Source organism: Pseudaeromonas aegiceratis (assembly GCF_046254905.1).
In the GTDB taxonomy this organism is placed as follows: Bacteria; Pseudomonadota; Gammaproteobacteria; order Enterobacterales; family Aeromonadaceae; genus Pseudaeromonas; species Pseudaeromonas aegiceratis.
Map to the genome: position 1 here is coordinate 2,107,803 of NZ_CP158016.1, position 16,073 is coordinate 2,123,875.

The window sequence follows — 16,073 nt, forward strand, 5'->3', positions numbered from 1 at the left end:
AATCCTTAATGCTTGTGACCGGTATGCAGCTTCTGTTCGAGGAACAGGGAGTAGCGGGACATACCAAAACAGAAGATCCAGTAAATCAGGCCGATGAAGACATAGGCCTCCACCGAATAGCCCAGCCAGTTGGGATCGGCGAGCCCCGCCTTGCCCACCGCCAGCAGATCGAACAGCCCTATGATGGTCACCAGGCTGGTGTCCTTGAACAGATCGATGAAGGTGTTCACCAGGGAGGGGATGGTGATCTTGAGAGCCTGGGGCAGGATGATGAGTGCCATGGACTTCCAGTAGCTCAGCGCCAGGGACTCCCCGGCCTCATATTGCCCCTTGGGAATGGCCTGCATGCCGCCACGAACCACCTCGGCAATATAGGCGGCCTCGAACAGCACTATGCCGATCACCGCCCGCAGCAGCTTGTCCAACTCCACCTCCGCCGACATAAACAGCGGCAGCATCACAGAGGCCATAAACAGCACTGTGATGAGCGGCACCGCCCGCCAGAACTCGATAAACACCACGCACAGGCTGTGGATCACCGGCATCTTGGAGCGCCGCCCCAGGGCCAGCAGTATGCCGATGGGCAGGGCGCCGCAGATGCCGACGGTGGCCAACAGCAGGGTCAGCATCAGGCCGCCCCAGTAGTGGGTGTCCACCACCGTCAAGCCAAAACCGCCGTGCAGCAGCCAGAGCACCAGCAGGGGGAAGGGCACGAAGAAGAACAGGGCGAGCCAGCCCTTGGCCGGCGTCTTGGGATAGAGCAGCGCCGCCACCAGCAAGGCGCTGGCGGCAAAGACGATGTCTACCCGCCAGCGTTCCGCCTCGGGGTAGAAGCCATAGATAAACTGGGAGAAGCGGGTGTTGATAAACACCCAGCAGGCGCCACCTGACTCGCAGGCATCGCGGCTGCTGCCCACCCAGTCGGCATGCAAAAAGCTCCACTGGAGCAGATGCCACAAGGGCGGGATCACCAGATAGAGCATCACCAGGGTCATGATGCCGTTGACCCAGCTGGAAAACAGATTACGTCTGAGCCAGCTGACCAGGCCCCCCTGGCGGCCCGGTGCCGGTTTGGCGTCGATAGTGTCGAATACGGCCATGTTAGCGCTCCACCAATGCCTTCTTGGCGTTGTACACATTCATCAGGTAGGAGATCACCAGGCTGATGAGCAGATAGACCGCCATGGTCATGGCGATGACTTCCACCGCCTGACCGGTCTGGTTCAGGGTGGTCCCCATAAACACGGACACCAGATCCGGATAACCGATGGCGGTGGCCAGGGAAGAGTTCTTGATCAGGTTCAAAAATTGGCTGGTGAGGGGCGGTATGATCACCCGCAGTGCCTGGGGCACGATCACGAGGCGCAGGGTCTGGCCATGGCTCAGCCCCAGGGATTCGGCCGCTTCGTGCTGCCCCTTGCTCACCGCCAGAATGCCAGAGCGGACTATCTCGGCGATAAAGGCTGCGGTGTAGATGGATAACGCCAGCAAGAGAGCCGCCAGCTCGGGGATAATCGTGATGCCACCCTTGAAGTTGAAGCCTTTGAGGGCCGGCAGATCCCACTGCAGCGGGGCACCCATGGCAAAAAAGTGCAGCAGAGGCAGCACGACGACGATCGCCAAGCCCACCCAGAAGGAGTGAAAGGTCTGGCCGGTCAGGCGCTGGCGCCGGCGCGCCCAGACGGACACGGCGATGGCCAGGCCGATGGCGACCGCCAGGCTTAAGCCAATCCAGCCGAAGCCGGCTTCCGGCACAGGTGACGGGATGTAGAGACCGCGGATATTGAGGAAGACCGCCTCCCCCAGGCTGATGCTCTGACGGGGCGTCGGCAGGGTGCGCAGCACCGCGAAGTACCAGAAGAAGATCTGCAGCAGCAGCGGAATGTTACGGAACAGCTCCACGTACACGGCCGCCAGCCGGCTGACCAGCCAGTTGCGGGACAGCCGCGCCACCCCCAGCACAAAGCCCAGGGCGGTGGCCAGCACTATGCCCAGCACCGAGACCAGCAGGGTATTCAGCAGCCCCACCAGGAAGGTGCGGCCATAGGTATAGGTTTCGTCGTAGGGGATCAGACTCTGGATGATGCCAAATCCCGCCTTGTTGTCGAGAAAATGGAAGCCGGTGGAAATGCCACGGGTTTCCATGTTGTGAAAGGCGTTGCTCAGAAAGTAGTAGATGAAGCCCACCACAGCGGCGATGGCCAGCACCTGGAACAGGATGGAGCGCACCCGACTGTTGTAAAACCAGCGCTCGCGGCGCGGCAGCCTGCTGATGAGGCCTGGCGTCAGTTCTATTGCCATCTTGGTTTCCTGCAGTTGCTAAAGACAGATTTGAACTGAGGCCGGCCGAGGCCGGCCTCCATAGTGCTTAGCAAACGGCGTGCTTAGCGAATGGGCGGGGCATACATGAAGCCACCCTGGTTCCACAGGGCGTTGATGCCGCGGGCGATCTTGAGCGGTGAGCCGGCGCCGACGTTGCGTTCGAACACTTCGCCGTAGTTACCCACCTGCTTGACGATCTGGTAACCCCAGTCGGCCTTGGCACCCAGCACGGTACCGGTGGGTTCTTCCAGACCCAGCAGACGACGCACGTCGGCGTTGTTGGACTTCTTCATCTCGTCCACGTTCTTGCTGGTCACACCCAACTCTTCGGCGTTCACCATGGCGAACAGAGTCCACTTCACCAGGGTTTCCCACTGATCGTCACCCTGACGTACCACGGGACCCAGGGGTTCCTTGGAGATCACCTCTGGCAGCACCAGGGCTTCCTCAGGCTGAGACAGCTTGATGCGCAGGGCATACAGTTGAGACTGGTCAGAGGTCAGTACGTCACAACGACCGGACTCGAAGCCCTTGACAGTCTGATCGGAGGTATCGAACACCACGGGGGTGTACTTCATGCCCAGCACGCGGAAGTAGTCCGCCAGGTTCAGCTCTGTGGTAGTCCCGGCCTGGATACAGACGGCGGCGCCATCCAGCTCCTTGGCACTCTTCACACCCAGCCCCTTCTTCACCAGGAAGCCTTGGCCGTCATAGTAGTTGGTGGAGGTAAAGCTCAGACCCAGGGTGGCATCGCGGCTCAGGGTCCAGGTGGTGTTGCGAGAGAGCATGTCCACTTCGCCGGATTGCAGCGCGGTGAAGCGCTCCTTGGCATTCAGGGGGATGTACTTGACCTTGGTGGCATCACCGAATACGGCAGCGGCCACGCCACGGCACATGTCCACGTCCATCCCTTCCCAGGTGCCTTTGGCGTTGGGGTTAGAGAAACCCGGCAGACCGTCGCTGACACCGCACTGCAGCTCGCCGCGCTTGAGCACCTGAGCCAGGGTATCGCCGGAGGCGGCTTGAGCACCGGTGGTCATGAGCAGGCCAGCTGCAACTGCCAGCGCCGCGAGAGTTTGCTTATTCACCATAGATTCTTCCCTGCACATAATGAGTTGTTGACCTAGGACCCCGGGTAAGGCGTCCATCGTGGCAGGCCATCAAGAAGCCGAGAAAACCGACGCTTCCACATGGCTTGTCCTGTCTATCGCAATTAGCGGGCCAACTTTTTAGGGCTTACGGGACAGGGAAAACGGGTAACGCGGCAGGTGGCGCACCAAAATAGCGCCCCACCCCGATCCCTGACTAACCAGTGTGATGAAATAGGGTATTCCCGGGGATTTATTGGTTATATATGCATCTTGATGCACCAAGTAACATCAACACAACCTATAGACTCTGGCTTTGCCAGCAGGAAATCAGGCCACCTTCCAGGCGCTGTGGCATCCGGCCCACGATGAGGATGAGCAACCGCGACGGGAGGCGGAAGCAGAAACCTGCCCGGCGCGCAACCAGGCACCGGGCAAGATAACGGAAGCGAGACGGCCGGCCGTTCACCAGCCGGTGAGGCTCAGCCCAGCGCGGGGGCGGCGGTGTGCCAGCCGGTCGGCAATTCGACAAACCCCTGGCCCGCAGCAGGCGCCACCTCGAACCGCCATGGCTCACCGCCATAGACAAGGCTAAGTCGCCAGGCGTGCAGGTAGACCCGATCCGCCGGGCTGCCGCCATACAGGGCATCCCCCAGGATCGGGGCCCCCAGGCTCTTCATGGCCACCCGCAACTGGTGGGTCTTGCCGGTGAGCGGACTCAGGAAAAACAGCCGCCGCCCCGCCCCCAGGCTCAGGGAGGTGAAGCGGGTGATGGCGGGATTCTCCTGGCTGCGGGTCAACAGCCAGGCGCCGCGCCGCCCCTTGGCCATGTCGCCTTGGATCAGACCCTGCTTCTTCTTCGGTTTGTGATCGCTGATGGCCAGATACTGCTTCTTCACCTGGCGCTGTGCGAAGGCCTGGCTCAAGGCCTGATTGGCCGCCTTGTGCCGCGCCACCAGCAGCAGGCCGGAGGTGACCTTGTCCAGCCGGTGTACGGGGTACAGTTCCAGCCCCAGCTGCTGTCGGGCCAGGTTGATGAGCCCAGGCTCGCCGGCCTCATCATGAATGCCCATGCCGGGCGCCTTGTGCAGCACCAAGAAATCCGGGTGGGTAAAACACACACTGAAGGCCGACGCCATGATTCCTGCTCCCTTTACGCCTGGCGGCGCCCATAGCAAAAGAGCGAGCCCTAAGGCTCGCTCTTCATATCTGGCGGAGGGGGTGGGATTTGAACCCACGGATGGTCGCCCATCGACGGTTTTCAAGACCGTTGCATTAAGCCGCTCTGCCACCCCTCCGGCTTGGGGCGCATACTACAAAGCCCATGGCAGCTTGTAAATAGTCCGCCTGATTTGGGTGGTCAGTTTGCCTACGCTTTAGACAACTGCCGACTGATTTGCACCGTTCCGGTTGAAATCCCATCACTTCGTCGCCACATTAGAGGGGGTACACCGCCCTTTTTGATGGAGCCCATCACGATGCAACCGAGTCAAGTGCTTACCCAGCGCCATACCCTGGCCCTGGAAACCAGCAGCGTATTGCGTAATACCTACCTGCTGCTCTCCCTCACCCTGGCCTTCTCCGCCCTGACCGCCTGGTTCAGTGCCGCCATGGGCCTGCCACGCCCCGGCCTGCTGATCTCCCTGGTGGGCTGCTATGGCCTGATGTTCCTCACCGAGCGCAACCGCAACAGCCCCCTGGGTCTGGTGTTTGCCTTCGGCTTCACCGGCTTCATGGGCTACATCCTGGGCCCCTTGCTGAACCTGGTGGTGGCCACCCAGGGCATGGAGCTGGTGATGACCGCCCTGGGCGGTACCGCGGCCACCTTCCTGGCCCTGTCCGCCTATGTACTGGTCACTCGCAAGGACATGTCCTTCCTGGGCGGCATGATGATGGCCGGTTTCGTGGTGCTGGTGGTGATGATGATCGCCGGCTTCTTCATCCACGCCCCGGCCCTGCACCTGGCCATGAGCGCCCTATTCATCCTGTTCTCCAGCGGGGCCATCCTGATGCAGACCAGCGCCATCGTCCATGGCGGCGAGCGTAACTACATCTCCGCCACCATCAGCCTGTATGTCTCCATCTACAACATCTTCGTCAGCCTGCTCAGCCTGTTGGGCATGAGCCGCGACTAAGGCCACCGGGGATGCGGCCACGAAAAGGCCGCTTCCTTATACCATTCCCCCAGGGCCGGTTCGCCGGCCCTGTCTTTTGGCGCCATCATGCCCCCCATTCCAGACCCGATTGCCGAGTTCCTGCTACAGCACCATGTGCTGAGCCTGGCCACCCAGGACGAAGACGGCCTGTGGGCCGCCAGCTGTTTCTACGCCACCGACCTGGCCCAGGGTCGCGTGCTGCTGCTCAGCAGCCTCAGCACCCGCCATGGCGCCGCCATGCTGCAAGCCCCCTCGTGGCCGGCACCATCAGCGGCCAGCCCGAGACCCTCACCGAGATCGTCGGGGTGCAGTTCACCGCCCTGGCCACCCCCTTGTATGCGGTCGACGCCAAGGCTGCCCTGGCGCTGTACTGCCGGCGCCATCCCCTGGCCCGCCTGGGCCGGCATCAGATCTGGAGCCTGAGCCTGCAAAGCCTCAAGCACACCAGCAACCGCTGGGTGTTTGGCCAGAAGACCCATTGGCAGCGCCAGACCGCCGGCGACCCGGCCCAAGCGGTTGATGACCTGGACAAAAGCCAGTAGTGTGACGCCATCTACTGTGGGGCCTTGCGCTCCTCCGCCCGGATTCTATCGTGTCTCAATCTACATCAACGCCCACTCTCGCCCATACCGGTACCGGTGCCGATGGCGTGCCCATGCCCCAGCGCATCGGCGCCATCCTGGCCATCGCCTGCGGCATCATGCTGGCGGTGCTGGATGCCAGCATAGTCAACGTGGCCCTGCCCACCATCGCCGATGAGCTGCACACCAGTGCCGGCGCCTCCATCTGGATCGTCAGCGCCTATCAGCTGACCATCACCATGGCGCTGCTCTCCCTCTCCTCCTTGGGGGACATCATCGGCTACCGCAAGGTGTATCTGGCAGGCCTCATCCTGTTCACCCTGATGTCCATCAACTGCGCCCTGTCCGACAGCCTGTTGGGCCTCACCCTGGCCCGGGTGCTGCAAGGCCTGGGGGCCGCCGCCCTGATGAGCGTCAACACAGCCCTGGTGCGCCTCATCTACCCCAAGAGCAGGCTGGGCCGTGGCATGGGGCTCAACGCCCTGGTGGTCTCGGTGGCGGCGGCCGCCGGCCCCACTGTGGCGGCCGGCGTGCTGGCGGTGGCCTCCTGGCAGTGGCTGTTTGCCATCAATGTGCCCATCGGCATCCTGGCCTTGGTGCTGGGGCTGCGTTACCTGCCTGGTAACTGTGGCGCCGAAAACCACAGGTTCGACAAGATCAGTGGCCTGCTCAACGCCCTCACCTTCGGTCTGTTCTTCATTGCCCTGAACGGCCTGGCCCATCACCAGCCCCTGTGGCTCACCGCCCTGGAGCTGGTGGGCACCCTGCTGGTCGGCCTCATCTTCGTGCGGCGCCAGCTCAGTCAGCCTTATCCCCTGCTGCCGGTGGATCTGCTGCGCATCCCGGTGTTCGCCCTGTCCATCGCCACCTCCATCGCCTCCTTTACCGCCCAGATGCTGGCCATGGTGTCCGTGCCCTTCTACCTGCAGCGCACCATGGGACTGAGCGAGATCGAAACCGGCCTGCTGCTGACCCCCTGGCCCATCGCCACCATGTTGCTGGCCCCCATCGCCGGCCGGCTCATCGAGCGCTTTCATGCCGGACTCCTGGGAGCCATCGGCCTAGGGGTGTTTGCCCTCGGGCTGTTCGGCCTGGCATCCCTCCCCGCCCAGCCCAGTTATCTGGCCATCTGCCTGTGCATGTTCATCAGCGGCGCAGGCTTTGGCCTGTTCCAGTCGCCGAACAACCACACCATCATCAGCTCGGCCCCCCGCCATCGCAGCGGCGGTGCCAGCGGCATGCTAGGCACAGCCCGCCTGGTGGGACAGACCACGGGGGCGGCCCTGGTGGCCCTGTCCTTCAACTTCCTGCCCACCGGCGGCACCCACGCCTGTCTCATTACCGCCGGTTGCTTTGCCAGCCTGGCCGCCCTGGTGAGCAGCCTGCGGATCCGCCAGCCCCGGCCGCTCTGACCCCCCGCCTCTGCCCCAGTACACAGGGGCAGAGTTGTGATCCACCGCATGCTATACTGCCGCCCATTCATTTCCCGATAGGATATTCCCGTGTTAGTCACCAGCAACATCACCATGCAGTTCGGCAGCAAGCCGCTGTTCGAAAACATCTCCGTCAAGTTCGGCGAAGGCAACCGTTACGGCCTCATCGGCGCCAACGGCTGCGGTAAGTCCACCTTCATGAAGATACTGGGCGGTGATCTGGAACCCTCCGGCGGCAACGTCTCCATGGACCCTAACGAGCGCATCGGTAAGTTGAAGCAGGACCAGTTTGCGTATGAGTCCATGCGGGTGCTGGACGTGGTGATGATGGGCCATACCGAGCTGTGGGCGGCCATCGCCGAGCGCGATGCCATCTACGCCAATATGGAAGCCAGCGACGAAGACTACATGCGGGCCGCCGAACTCGAAGGCAAGGTGGCCGAATACGACGGCTACACCGCCGAGGCCCGGGCCGGCGAGCTGCTGCTGGGGGTCGGGATCCCGCTGGAGCAGCACAACGGCCCCATGAGCGAGGTGGCCCCCGGCTGGAAGCTGCGGGTCTTGCTGGCCCAGGCGCTGTTCTCCAACCCGGATATCCTGCTGCTGGACGAACCCACCAACAACCTGGACATCCACACCATCAGCTGGCTGGAGCAGATGCTCAACAGCCGCAACAGCACCATGATCATCATCTCCCACGACCGTCACTTCCTGAACATGGTGTGCACCCACATGGCGGATCTGGACTACGGTGAGCTGCGGGTCTATCCGGGCAACTATGACGACTACATGACCGCCGCCACCCAGGCCCGGGAGCGTCTGCTGGCCGACAACGCCAAGAAGAAGGCCCAGATCGCCGATCTGCAATCCTTCGTCAGCCGCTTCAGTGCCAACGCCTCCAAGTCCCGTCAGGCCACCTCGCGGTTGAAGCAGATCGACAAGATCCAGCTCGAAGAGGTGAAGGCCTCCAGCCGGCAGAACCCCTTCATCCGCTTCGAGCAGGAGAAGAAGCTCTACCGCAACATCCTGGAGATCGAAAAGCTGGCCAAGGGCTACGACGACGGTCCCCTGTTCAAGGACTTCCGCATGATGATGGAAGTGGGCGAGAAGATCGCCGTGATCGGCACCAACGGCGTGGGTAAGACCACCTTCATCAAGACCCTGGTGGGCGAGCTGACCCCGGATGCCGGCAGCATCAAGTGGTCCGAAAATGCTCAGATCGGTTACTACGCCCAGGATCATGCCGAAGAGTTCGACTGCGATCTCACGGTGTTTGACTGGATGAGCCAATGGCGGCAGGAAGGCGACGACGAACAGGCGGTGCGCAGCGTGCTGGGCCGCCTGCTGTTCGGCCAGGATGACATCAAGAAGAAGGTCAAGGTGCTCTCCGGCGGCGAAAAGGGTCGCATGCTGTTCGGCAAACTGATGATGGAAAAGCCCAACGTGCTCATCATGGACGAACCCACCAACCACCTGGACATGGAATCCATCGAATCCTTGAACCTGGCCCTGGAGATGTACCAGGGGACGCTGATCTTCGTCTCCCACGACCGGGAGTTCGTCAGCTCCCTGGCCACCCGGGTGCTGGAAATCACCCCCGATAAGGTGGTGGACTTCGGCGGCAACTACGACGACTACCTGCGCAGCCAGGGCATCGAGGGCTAAGCCGTCGATGGCTTAGCAGCAACACAGTGCGGGCGCCTCGGCGCCCGTTTTTATTGCGCCGAAAGTCCCTCCGCCAGCCCGCCCCCTTTAGCGAAATTATGTGCGGGTCACTCAGAAAAAATACTGTGCTTATCTATACTTGTGCCTATATACAGATGACGCAGCCAAGCCGTCTGCCCTGAGAATGCCCCTACATAGCAAGGATGTCCCCACATGCAGATCACCTCGCTTAAAACCAAAATCCTCCTGGCCATGACCACAGCCCTGTTTTTGGTGGTGGCCCTGATGAGCTGGAACAGTTACCGCACCCTCAAAGGCCAGTTGATGCAGCAGAGCTACCTGGCGGTGAAGGGCATAGGTGAACAGAGCGCCATCACCTTGGACACCTGGCTGGAAGGCAAGAAATCCGCCGTGCAGACCCTGGCGAAGTTTTATGACCAGGGGGATATCACCCAGAATCTGCAACAGGCCAAGGAGGCCGCCAATCTGGCCCTGGCCTTCTATGGGGACGACAGCGGCAAGATGTTCGACGCCGATCCCAGCATAGATCGCACCGGCTATGACCCGCGGCAGCGGGATTGGTACATGGATGCCAAGAAGACCAGCGGCATGCTGCTGACCAAACCCTATGTGAGCGCCTCCTTGAAGGAGCTCATCGTCAGCTACGCCCAGGCGGTGGATAAGGGGGTGGTGGCCGGGGTGGTGACCCTGTCGCGGCTGCTCAACACCCTGGAGAAAACCCCGCTCCCGGCCAACGGCCAGACCCTGGTCCTGCACAAGGACGGCACCGTCATTGCCTTTGCCGACAAGCAGTGGGTACTGAAACCGGTGAGTGAACTGGACTCGCAGCTCTCCGCCACCCGCATCCAGCAGATCGCCCAGCAGCCGGCGCTGACCCCCATCGAATTCATGGGCCAGGACAAGCTGGTCTGGGCCATTGAGGAACCGTCCAGCCAGTGGGTGCTGGTGTTCCTGCTGGATGCCGACACCCTGCTGGCGCCGCTGAAGACCCAGCTGCTGATCCAGCTTGGGGTTGCCCTGGCGGTACTGGTGGGCAGCATCTTGCTGACCAGCCTGATGCTGACAGTGCTGTTTCGTCCCCTGGCCCAGGTCTCCCAGGCCCTGCGCAATATCGCCAGCGGCGCCGGGGATCTGACCCAGCGCATCAGCATCAAGATCAACGACGAGATTGGCGCCCTGGCCCACAACTTCAACCAGTTTGTGGAGAGCCAGCACCAGCTCATCAGCCATATCCGCCAGCAGGCCGGCGAGATAGGTGACAGTGCCAGCCTGGGGCTGACGCGCAGCGAGCACTCCGCCGAGGAGGTCCGCCGGCAGCAGCACGAGATCGGCATGGTGGCCACGGCGGTCACCGAGATGGCGGCCGCCACTCAGGAGATCGCCAGCAATGCCGAGAACACCGCCGCCATGGCGTTGGAGGCCTCCCAGCACAGCGAACATGGTCGCGGCACCGTGGTGCAAACCAGTGAGTCCATCGGTCGCCTGAGCGATGAGGTGAGCCGGGCCACCGAGGTGATCGAGCTGCTCAACCGCCACGCCCTGGAGATCTCCGGCGTGGTAACCACCATCCAGGGGGTGGCCGAGCAGACCAACCTGCTGGCCCTCAACGCCGCCATCGAAGCCGCCCGGGCCGGTGAACAGGGCCGGGGTTTTGCCGTGGTGGCCGACGAGGTGCGGGTGCTGTCCAAGCGTACCGCCACCGCCACCAGTGAAATCCAGAACACCATCAACACGCTGCAGAGCACCACTCAGGATGCGGTTGACTCCATGACCACCAGCCGCAAGCTGGCTGAGCTGTCGGTGGAGGATGCCCGTCAGGCTCGCGACGCCCTGGAGCAGATCACCCTGGCGGTCACCCAGATCACCGACATGTCCGCCCAGATCGCCACCGCCGCCGAAGAGCAAACCAAGGTGTCGGACGAGATCTCCAGCAACCTCACCGCCATCTCGGATGCCGCCGATCAGGTGGCCGTGATCGCCACCCAGAGCGAACAGACCTCCCACGAACTGCAACAGATGGCCTCCGCCCTCAACGGCAAGGTCGCCCACTTCACCCTGTAAGATCCATGGGCCGGGAAACCGGCCCATTTGGGACTTTTCCTGTCGATAAATAAAAAAGGTATCCTGCTCTCATCCGTCGGCGGGCCGCCCAGATACACTCATCAGTAGGCGCCTTCATGCTAGCCGCCTGGATCACCATAACAAGCATTTATCTTGCAGTGACAAGGAGTCGACACCATGGATGTCGAACCAATGAAGGCCTGGGAGGCCGCCACACCCCAGTCCCCTGAGCACGACGCGACACAGCGGCATGAGCCGGCACCGCCCCCCAAACGGCCCGCGAGGCGACGGGTGCGCCTGCTGTTTATCCTGCCCGTCAGCCTGATGTTATTGCTGATCCTGGCCATCGCCGGCGAGATGCTGACCGGCTGGGGCGAGGCCCACTGGCTGCATCAGTACGCCCAACGCCTCACCTGGCAGCTGGGCCCGGGGCCCAGCCCGCGGATCCAATTTCCCAGCGAAGGGCCCTATGACGAGCGCCTGGGCTACACCCGCCTACCGGACTTCCAGCGCCGGCTGACCCGCAACGGCCTTCTGCTCACCGAGCAGGCGCGCCATAGCCCGCCACTCTTTGACTATCTTCGGCATGGGCTGACCCCGCCCTATGCCGAGAAGGGCCAGGCCGGCCTGACCCTGTTGGATGACCGGCAGCAGATCTTCTATCAGGCCAGGTTCCCCCTGCATCAACTGGATGCCCAGGCCCCGGTGCCGCCGCTATTGGCCACCAGCCTGCTGTTTATCGAGCAAAAGGATCTGCTGGACAACCAGTATCCCCTGCGCAACCCGGCGGTGGACTGGCCTCGCTTCGGCAATGCCCTGCTGGCCCAGGGGGCCAAGCTGCTGGGCCAGACGGCACACGGCTCCGGCGGCAGCACGCTGGCCACCCAGATGGAGAAGTTCCGTCATTCGCCGGAGGGCCGCACAGTCTCCGCCCGTGAGAAGCTGCGCCAGATGGCCGCCGCCTCGGTCAAGGCCTATCACAACGGCGTCCTGACCCTGGCCTACCGCCAACAGCTGCTGCGGGATTACCTCAACGCCGTGCCCCTGGCGGCCGCCCCCGGCTACGGCGAGGTCCATGGCATCGCCGACGGTCTCTGGGTCTGGTATGCCGCCGAGCCGCAGCAGACCCTGGCCCTGCTGGCCGGCCCCGCCGACGACGAGGTCCAGCTGCAGGCCAAGGCCCTGGCCTTGCGCCAGGTGCTCAGCCTGCTCATCGCCCATCGCCGCCCTTCGTTTTATCTGTTGTCCGGGCGCCAGGAGCTGGCGCAGCTGACCGACAGCTACCTGCGCCTGCTGGGGCAGGATGGCCAACTCTCGCCGGATCTGCAGGCTGCCGCCCTCGCGAGCCAAGTGACCTTCCGCCAGTTTGCCCAGGCGCCGGCCTATCAGGAGGTGGCGGGCAACAAGGCGCTGTTTGTCACCCGTGGTCGGTTGAGCGGCCTGCTGGGGGTCTCCCTGTATGAGCTGGACCGGTTGGATCTCACGGTCCGCAGCTACCTGGACGTCCCCCTGCAGCATCAGATCACCGCCTACCTACACTCCCTGGCGGATCCGGCGGTGGCCGAGCAGCTGGGGCTGTACGGCGAGCGATTGCTGTCGCCGGAGAAGACCGACCAGGTGCGCTATAGCTTCACCCTGTATGAGCGCACCCCGGACGGCTTCCTGGTGCGGGTGCAGACCGACAACACGGATCAGCCGTTTGATATCAACGAGTCCAGCAAGCTGGAGCTGGGCTCCACCGCCAAGCTGCGGGTGCTGACCACCTACCTGCAGATCATCAGCGAGCAGTACCAGAGCATGCGCACCATGAGCGGCACCCAGCTGCGTCAGTTGCAACTGGAGCCACTGGATTTCATCAGCCGCTGGTGCCGCGACTACCTGCTGATGCACCCCCACGACAGCCTGGAGCAGACGCTGGAGGCCGCCCTGGAGCGGCGCTATTCCGCCAGTCCCTATGAAAGCTTCTTCACCGGCGGCGGTCTGCACACCTTCAGCAACTTCCGCAAGGAGGACAACAACCGGCGGCCCACCCTGCGTCAGGCCTTGCGCGAGTCCATTAACCTGCCCTTTATCCGCCTGTTGCGGGATCTGGTGCGCTACACCCTGGCCCAGGATCCCACCCGCCGCGCCCTATTGGAGAACGACAAGGATCCCCGCCGGGAGCAGTACCTGCATCGCTTCGCCGACAAGGAGGGTACCGTCTATCTACAGCGTTTCTGGCGCAAATACCGGGGACAGGATGAGGTCACCCGCTTAACCACCTTGCTGCAGGGCACGCACCTGAGCGCCACCAAGCTGGCGGTGATCTACCGCTATCTCTATCCCAGGGCCGATGAGGCCGCCCTTGGCGCCTTCATCCAGCAGTGGCTGCCCGGAAAGGTGACCCCCAAGCAGCTGGACGGCCTGTTCCGCCGCTATGGCCCGGATGCCTTCTCCTTGCCGGATCAGGGCTACCTGGCCCGGATCCACCCCCTGGAGCTGTGGCTACTGGGTTATCTGAGACAAAACCCGGACGCCGCCTTCAGCCAGGTGGTGGCCGACAGCAGCGAGCAACGGCTGGAGGTATACGGCTGGCTGTTCCGCTCCCGCCACAAGGGGGCACGGGATAGGCGCATTCGCATCCTGCTGGAGAACGAGGCCTTCTCGGATATCCATCAGCGCTGGCAGCAGCTGGGCTATCCCTTCGGCCACCTGGTACCGTCCCTGGCCACCGCCATCGGCAGCTCAGGGGACAGACCCGCCGCCCTGGCGCAGCTCGTCGGCATCATACTCAACGACGGGGTCCGGCTGCCGGTACACCGGCTGGCCAGCCTGGACTTTGCCGCAGACACCCCCTACGAGAGCCACTTCGCCAATCCCAGTGCCCAGCCCCAGCGGGTATTGCCCGCGGCGGTGGCCCGGGCGCTGCGTGGCGCCCTGACCCAGGTGGTGGAAGCCGGCACCGCCCGGCGCATCGCCGGCACCTTCACCCAGGCCGACGGCACGCCGCTGCAGATGGGCGGCAAGACAGGCACAGGGGACAACCGCATCGAGACGGTGGGGCGCTACGGACAGGTGCTCACCTCCAAGGCCATCAATCGCACCGCCACCTTCGTCTTCTACCTGGGAGAACGGCACTTCGGCACCCTCACCGCCTTCGTCGAGGGCAGCAAGGCGGACAACTTCCGCTTCACCTCCGCCCTGCCGGTGCAGGTGCTCAAGGGCATGGCTCCCCTGCTCAAGCCTTACCTCAGCGCCGAGCCGCCCGGGGCCCCGCCACGGGAGGAGACGGCGCCATAAAACACAGACAAAAAAGCCGCGGCAGACCGCGGCTTTTCATTACCCGAGTACCGGCTTAGCTGGCCTGCAGGCTGCGCAGGCGCAGCTCCTCTTCCTGCACGGCGGCGCTGGGATCACCGTAGACGGACAGGTCCATCTCACCCTCAGACTTGGCCACCACACAGGTCACCATGCAGTCACCCGTGATGTTGACCGCGGTACGGGTCATGTCCAGCAGGCGATCCACCCCCATGATGAGGGCGATGCCATCCACCGGCAGCCCCACCTGTTGCAGCACCATGGCCAAGGTGATGAGCCCCACGCCAGGCACCCCTGCGGTGCCGATAGAGGCCAGGGTGGCGGTGGCGATCACCGTCATGAACTGACCCAGGCTCAAGTCGATGCCGTAGACGTTGGCGATAAACACGGTGGCCACCCCTTGCATGATGGCGGTGCCGTCCATGTTGATGGTAGCCCCCAGGGGGATGGTGAAGGAGCTGACGGTATTGCTCACCCCCATCTTCTGGTTCACCGTCTCCATGGTCACCGGGATGGTGGCGTTGGAGGAGGAGGTGGAGAAACCAAACAGCACCACATCCCGCATCTTGCGCAGGAACAGCATGGGGTTGAGGCCCGCCAGCAGCTTGAGCAGCACCGGATAGCAGATGAGCCCGTGGATCAGCAGCACCCCCAGCACCACCAGGAAGTAACTGGCCAGGCTGCTGATGGCCTCAAAGCCCTGGGTGGCAAACAGCTTGGCCAGCAGACAGAACACACCGTATGGCGCTATGTTCATCAAGATGGTCACCAGCTTCATGATCACCACGTTGAGATCGCTGAACAGGCCGGCGACCCGCTCCCCCGCCTGGCCCGAGATGGCGATGGCCACCCCCACCAGCAAGGCAAAGACGATGATCTGCAGCATCTTGCCTTCGGCCATGGCCTGGATGGGATTGCTGGGGAACAGGTCCACCAGCACCTCGGCCAGGCTGGGTGCCTGCTTGGCATCGAAGCTCACCGCCGCAGACAGATGCATGCCCGCCCCCGGATTGAACAGCTGAGCGACGGCAATGGCCAGGGCCACCGCCAGGGCCGTGGTGGCCAGGTAGAGCAACAGCGTCTTGATGCCGAGTCGCCCCAGCCGGCTGGTGTCCTTCAGGGAGCCACTGCCGCAGACCAGGGAGACAAACACCAGGGGCACCACCAGCATCTTGAGGCTGGTGACAAAGATCTGGCCAACGATGCTGAACAGCCCGTTGATCAGGTAATCGTTGGCGAAGGCGCTGTCGGCAAACAGTTGCCGCAGCAGGACCCCCACCAAAATGCCGGCAATCATGCCCAGCACGATCCGGATAGTTAACTTGGTTTTATGGGCTTTCTTGACCATATCATCTCCATATCTTGCATTTTTCCAGGCGCACAGACTATGGATTTAAATTCAGATAGCAAGGAATCCTTATGCAATCGGCGAAGATGTGCGCGTTTTAG

The 16,073-nt window shown here is 62.9% G+C and carries 12 protein-coding genes and 1 tRNA gene; 6 read left to right on the top strand and 7 right to left on the bottom strand.

Going from position 1 to position 16,073, the window contains the following annotated elements:
* Positions 1–5: 5 nt before the first annotated feature.
* The 5 genes from ABHF91_RS09950 to ABHF91_RS09970 form a co-directional block, all read right to left on the bottom strand.
* The gene (locus ABHF91_RS09950; protein ID WP_409420143.1) at positions 6–1,100 is read right to left on the bottom strand and encodes an amino acid ABC transporter permease; all 1,095 of its coding nucleotides are present in this window, start codon (positions 1,098–1,100) and stop codon (positions 6–8) included.
* Position 1,101: 1 nt separating this feature from the next.
* Positions 1,102–2,301 (bottom strand): amino acid ABC transporter permease, encoded by a 1,200-nt coding sequence (locus ABHF91_RS09955; RefSeq protein WP_409420144.1) that lies wholly within the window; start codon positions 2,299–2,301, stop codon positions 1,102–1,104.
* Between the two features lie 83 nt (positions 2,302–2,384).
* Positions 2,385–3,362, bottom strand: coding sequence for an amino acid ABC transporter substrate-binding protein (locus ABHF91_RS09960; RefSeq protein WP_409423104.1), 978 nt, complete (start codon positions 3,360–3,362; stop codon positions 2,385–2,387).
* Positions 3,363–3,892: 530 nt separating this feature from the next.
* On the bottom strand, positions 3,893–4,549 hold the full coding sequence (locus tag ABHF91_RS09965; protein ID WP_409420145.1) for a TIGR01621 family pseudouridine synthase: 657 nt from the start codon (positions 4,547–4,549) through the stop codon (positions 3,893–3,895).
* Positions 4,550–4,620: 71 nt separating this feature from the next.
* A tRNA-Ser gene (locus ABHF91_RS09970) sits at positions 4,621–4,708 on the bottom strand.
* A 180-nt stretch (positions 4,709–4,888) separates the two neighbouring features.
* Here ABHF91_RS09970 and ABHF91_RS09975 point away from each other — a divergent pair.
* Positions 4,889–5,545, top strand: coding sequence for a Bax inhibitor-1/YccA family protein (locus tag ABHF91_RS09975; protein WP_409420146.1), 657 nt, complete (start codon positions 4,889–4,891; stop codon positions 5,543–5,545).
* A 123-nt stretch (positions 5,546–5,668) separates the two neighbouring features.
* On the opposite strand, the gene ABHF91_RS09980 is transcribed toward ABHF91_RS09975, so the two are convergent.
* On the bottom strand, positions 5,669–5,794 hold the full coding sequence (locus ABHF91_RS09980; RefSeq protein ID WP_409420147.1) for a hypothetical protein: 126 nt from the start codon (positions 5,792–5,794) through the stop codon (positions 5,669–5,671).
* 26 nt (positions 5,795–5,820) lie between these two features.
* Here ABHF91_RS09980 and ABHF91_RS09985 point away from each other — a divergent pair, with 26 nt between their 5' ends.
* The 5 genes from ABHF91_RS09985 to ABHF91_RS10005 all read left to right on the top strand — a co-directional run bounded on the left by ABHF91_RS09985 (position 5,821) and on the right by ABHF91_RS10005 (position 14,606).
* A complete protein-coding gene (locus ABHF91_RS09985) occupies positions 5,821–6,108 on the top strand; it encodes a hypothetical protein (RefSeq protein WP_409420148.1) in 288 nt (95 codons plus the stop codon).
* Positions 6,109–6,158: 50 nt separating this feature from the next.
* A complete protein-coding gene (locus ABHF91_RS09990) occupies positions 6,159–7,559 on the top strand; it encodes an MFS transporter (protein ID WP_409420149.1) in 1,401 nt (466 codons plus the stop codon).
* A 90-nt stretch (positions 7,560–7,649) separates the two neighbouring features.
* Positions 7,650–9,245, top strand: coding sequence for an ABC-F family ATPase (locus ABHF91_RS09995; protein ID WP_409420150.1), 1,596 nt, complete (start codon positions 7,650–7,652; stop codon positions 9,243–9,245).
* A gap of 213 nt (positions 9,246–9,458) precedes the next feature.
* Positions 9,459–11,327 (top strand): methyl-accepting chemotaxis protein, encoded by a 1,869-nt coding sequence (locus ABHF91_RS10000; protein ID WP_409420151.1) that lies wholly within the window; start codon positions 9,459–9,461, stop codon positions 11,325–11,327.
* Between the two features lie 177 nt (positions 11,328–11,504).
* Entirely contained in the window at positions 11,505–14,606 is a 3,102-nt protein-coding gene (locus ABHF91_RS10005; RefSeq protein ID WP_409420152.1) for a transglycosylase domain-containing protein, read from the top strand.
* A 55-nt stretch (positions 14,607–14,661) separates the two neighbouring features.
* Here the strand turns inward: ABHF91_RS10005 and ABHF91_RS10010 are convergent, their stop codons facing one another.
* On the bottom strand, positions 14,662–15,972 hold the full coding sequence (locus ABHF91_RS10010) for a dicarboxylate/amino acid:cation symporter (RefSeq protein ID WP_409420153.1): 1,311 nt from the start codon (positions 15,970–15,972) through the stop codon (positions 14,662–14,664).
* Positions 15,973–16,073 lie beyond the last annotated feature (101 nt).

What these genes read in the sequence shown, in the direction of transcription:
- ABHF91_RS09950 (WP_409420143.1), bottom strand. Translation starts at nt 1,100, where the DNA reads ATGGCCGTATTCGACACTATCGACGCCAAACCGGCACCGGGCCGCCAG.
- ABHF91_RS09955 (WP_409420144.1), bottom strand. Translation starts at nt 2,301, where the DNA reads ATGGCAATAGAACTGACGCCAGGCCTCATCAGCAGGCTGCCGCGCCGC.
- ABHF91_RS09960 (WP_409423104.1), bottom strand. Translation starts at nt 3,362, where the DNA reads ATGACCACCGGTGCTCAAGCCGCCTCCGGCGATACCCTGGCTCAGGTG.
- ABHF91_RS09965 (WP_409420145.1), bottom strand. Translation starts at nt 4,549, where the DNA reads ATGGCGTCGGCCTTCAGTGTGTGTTTTACCCACCCGGATTTCTTGGTG.
- ABHF91_RS09975 (WP_409420146.1), top strand. Translation starts at nt 4,889, where the DNA reads ATGCAACCGAGTCAAGTGCTTACCCAGCGCCATACCCTGGCCCTGGAA.
- ABHF91_RS09980 (WP_409420147.1), bottom strand. Translation starts at nt 5,794, where the DNA reads ATGGCGGGTGCTGAGGCTGCTGAGCAGCAGCACGCGACCCTGGGCCAG.
- ABHF91_RS10000 (WP_409420151.1), top strand. Translation starts at nt 9,459, where the DNA reads ATGCAGATCACCTCGCTTAAAACCAAAATCCTCCTGGCCATGACCACA.
- ABHF91_RS10005 (WP_409420152.1), top strand. Translation starts at nt 11,505, where the DNA reads ATGGATGTCGAACCAATGAAGGCCTGGGAGGCCGCCACACCCCAGTCC.
- ABHF91_RS10010 (WP_409420153.1), bottom strand. Translation starts at nt 15,972, where the DNA reads ATGGTCAAGAAAGCCCATAAAACCAAGTTAACTATCCGGATCGTGCTG.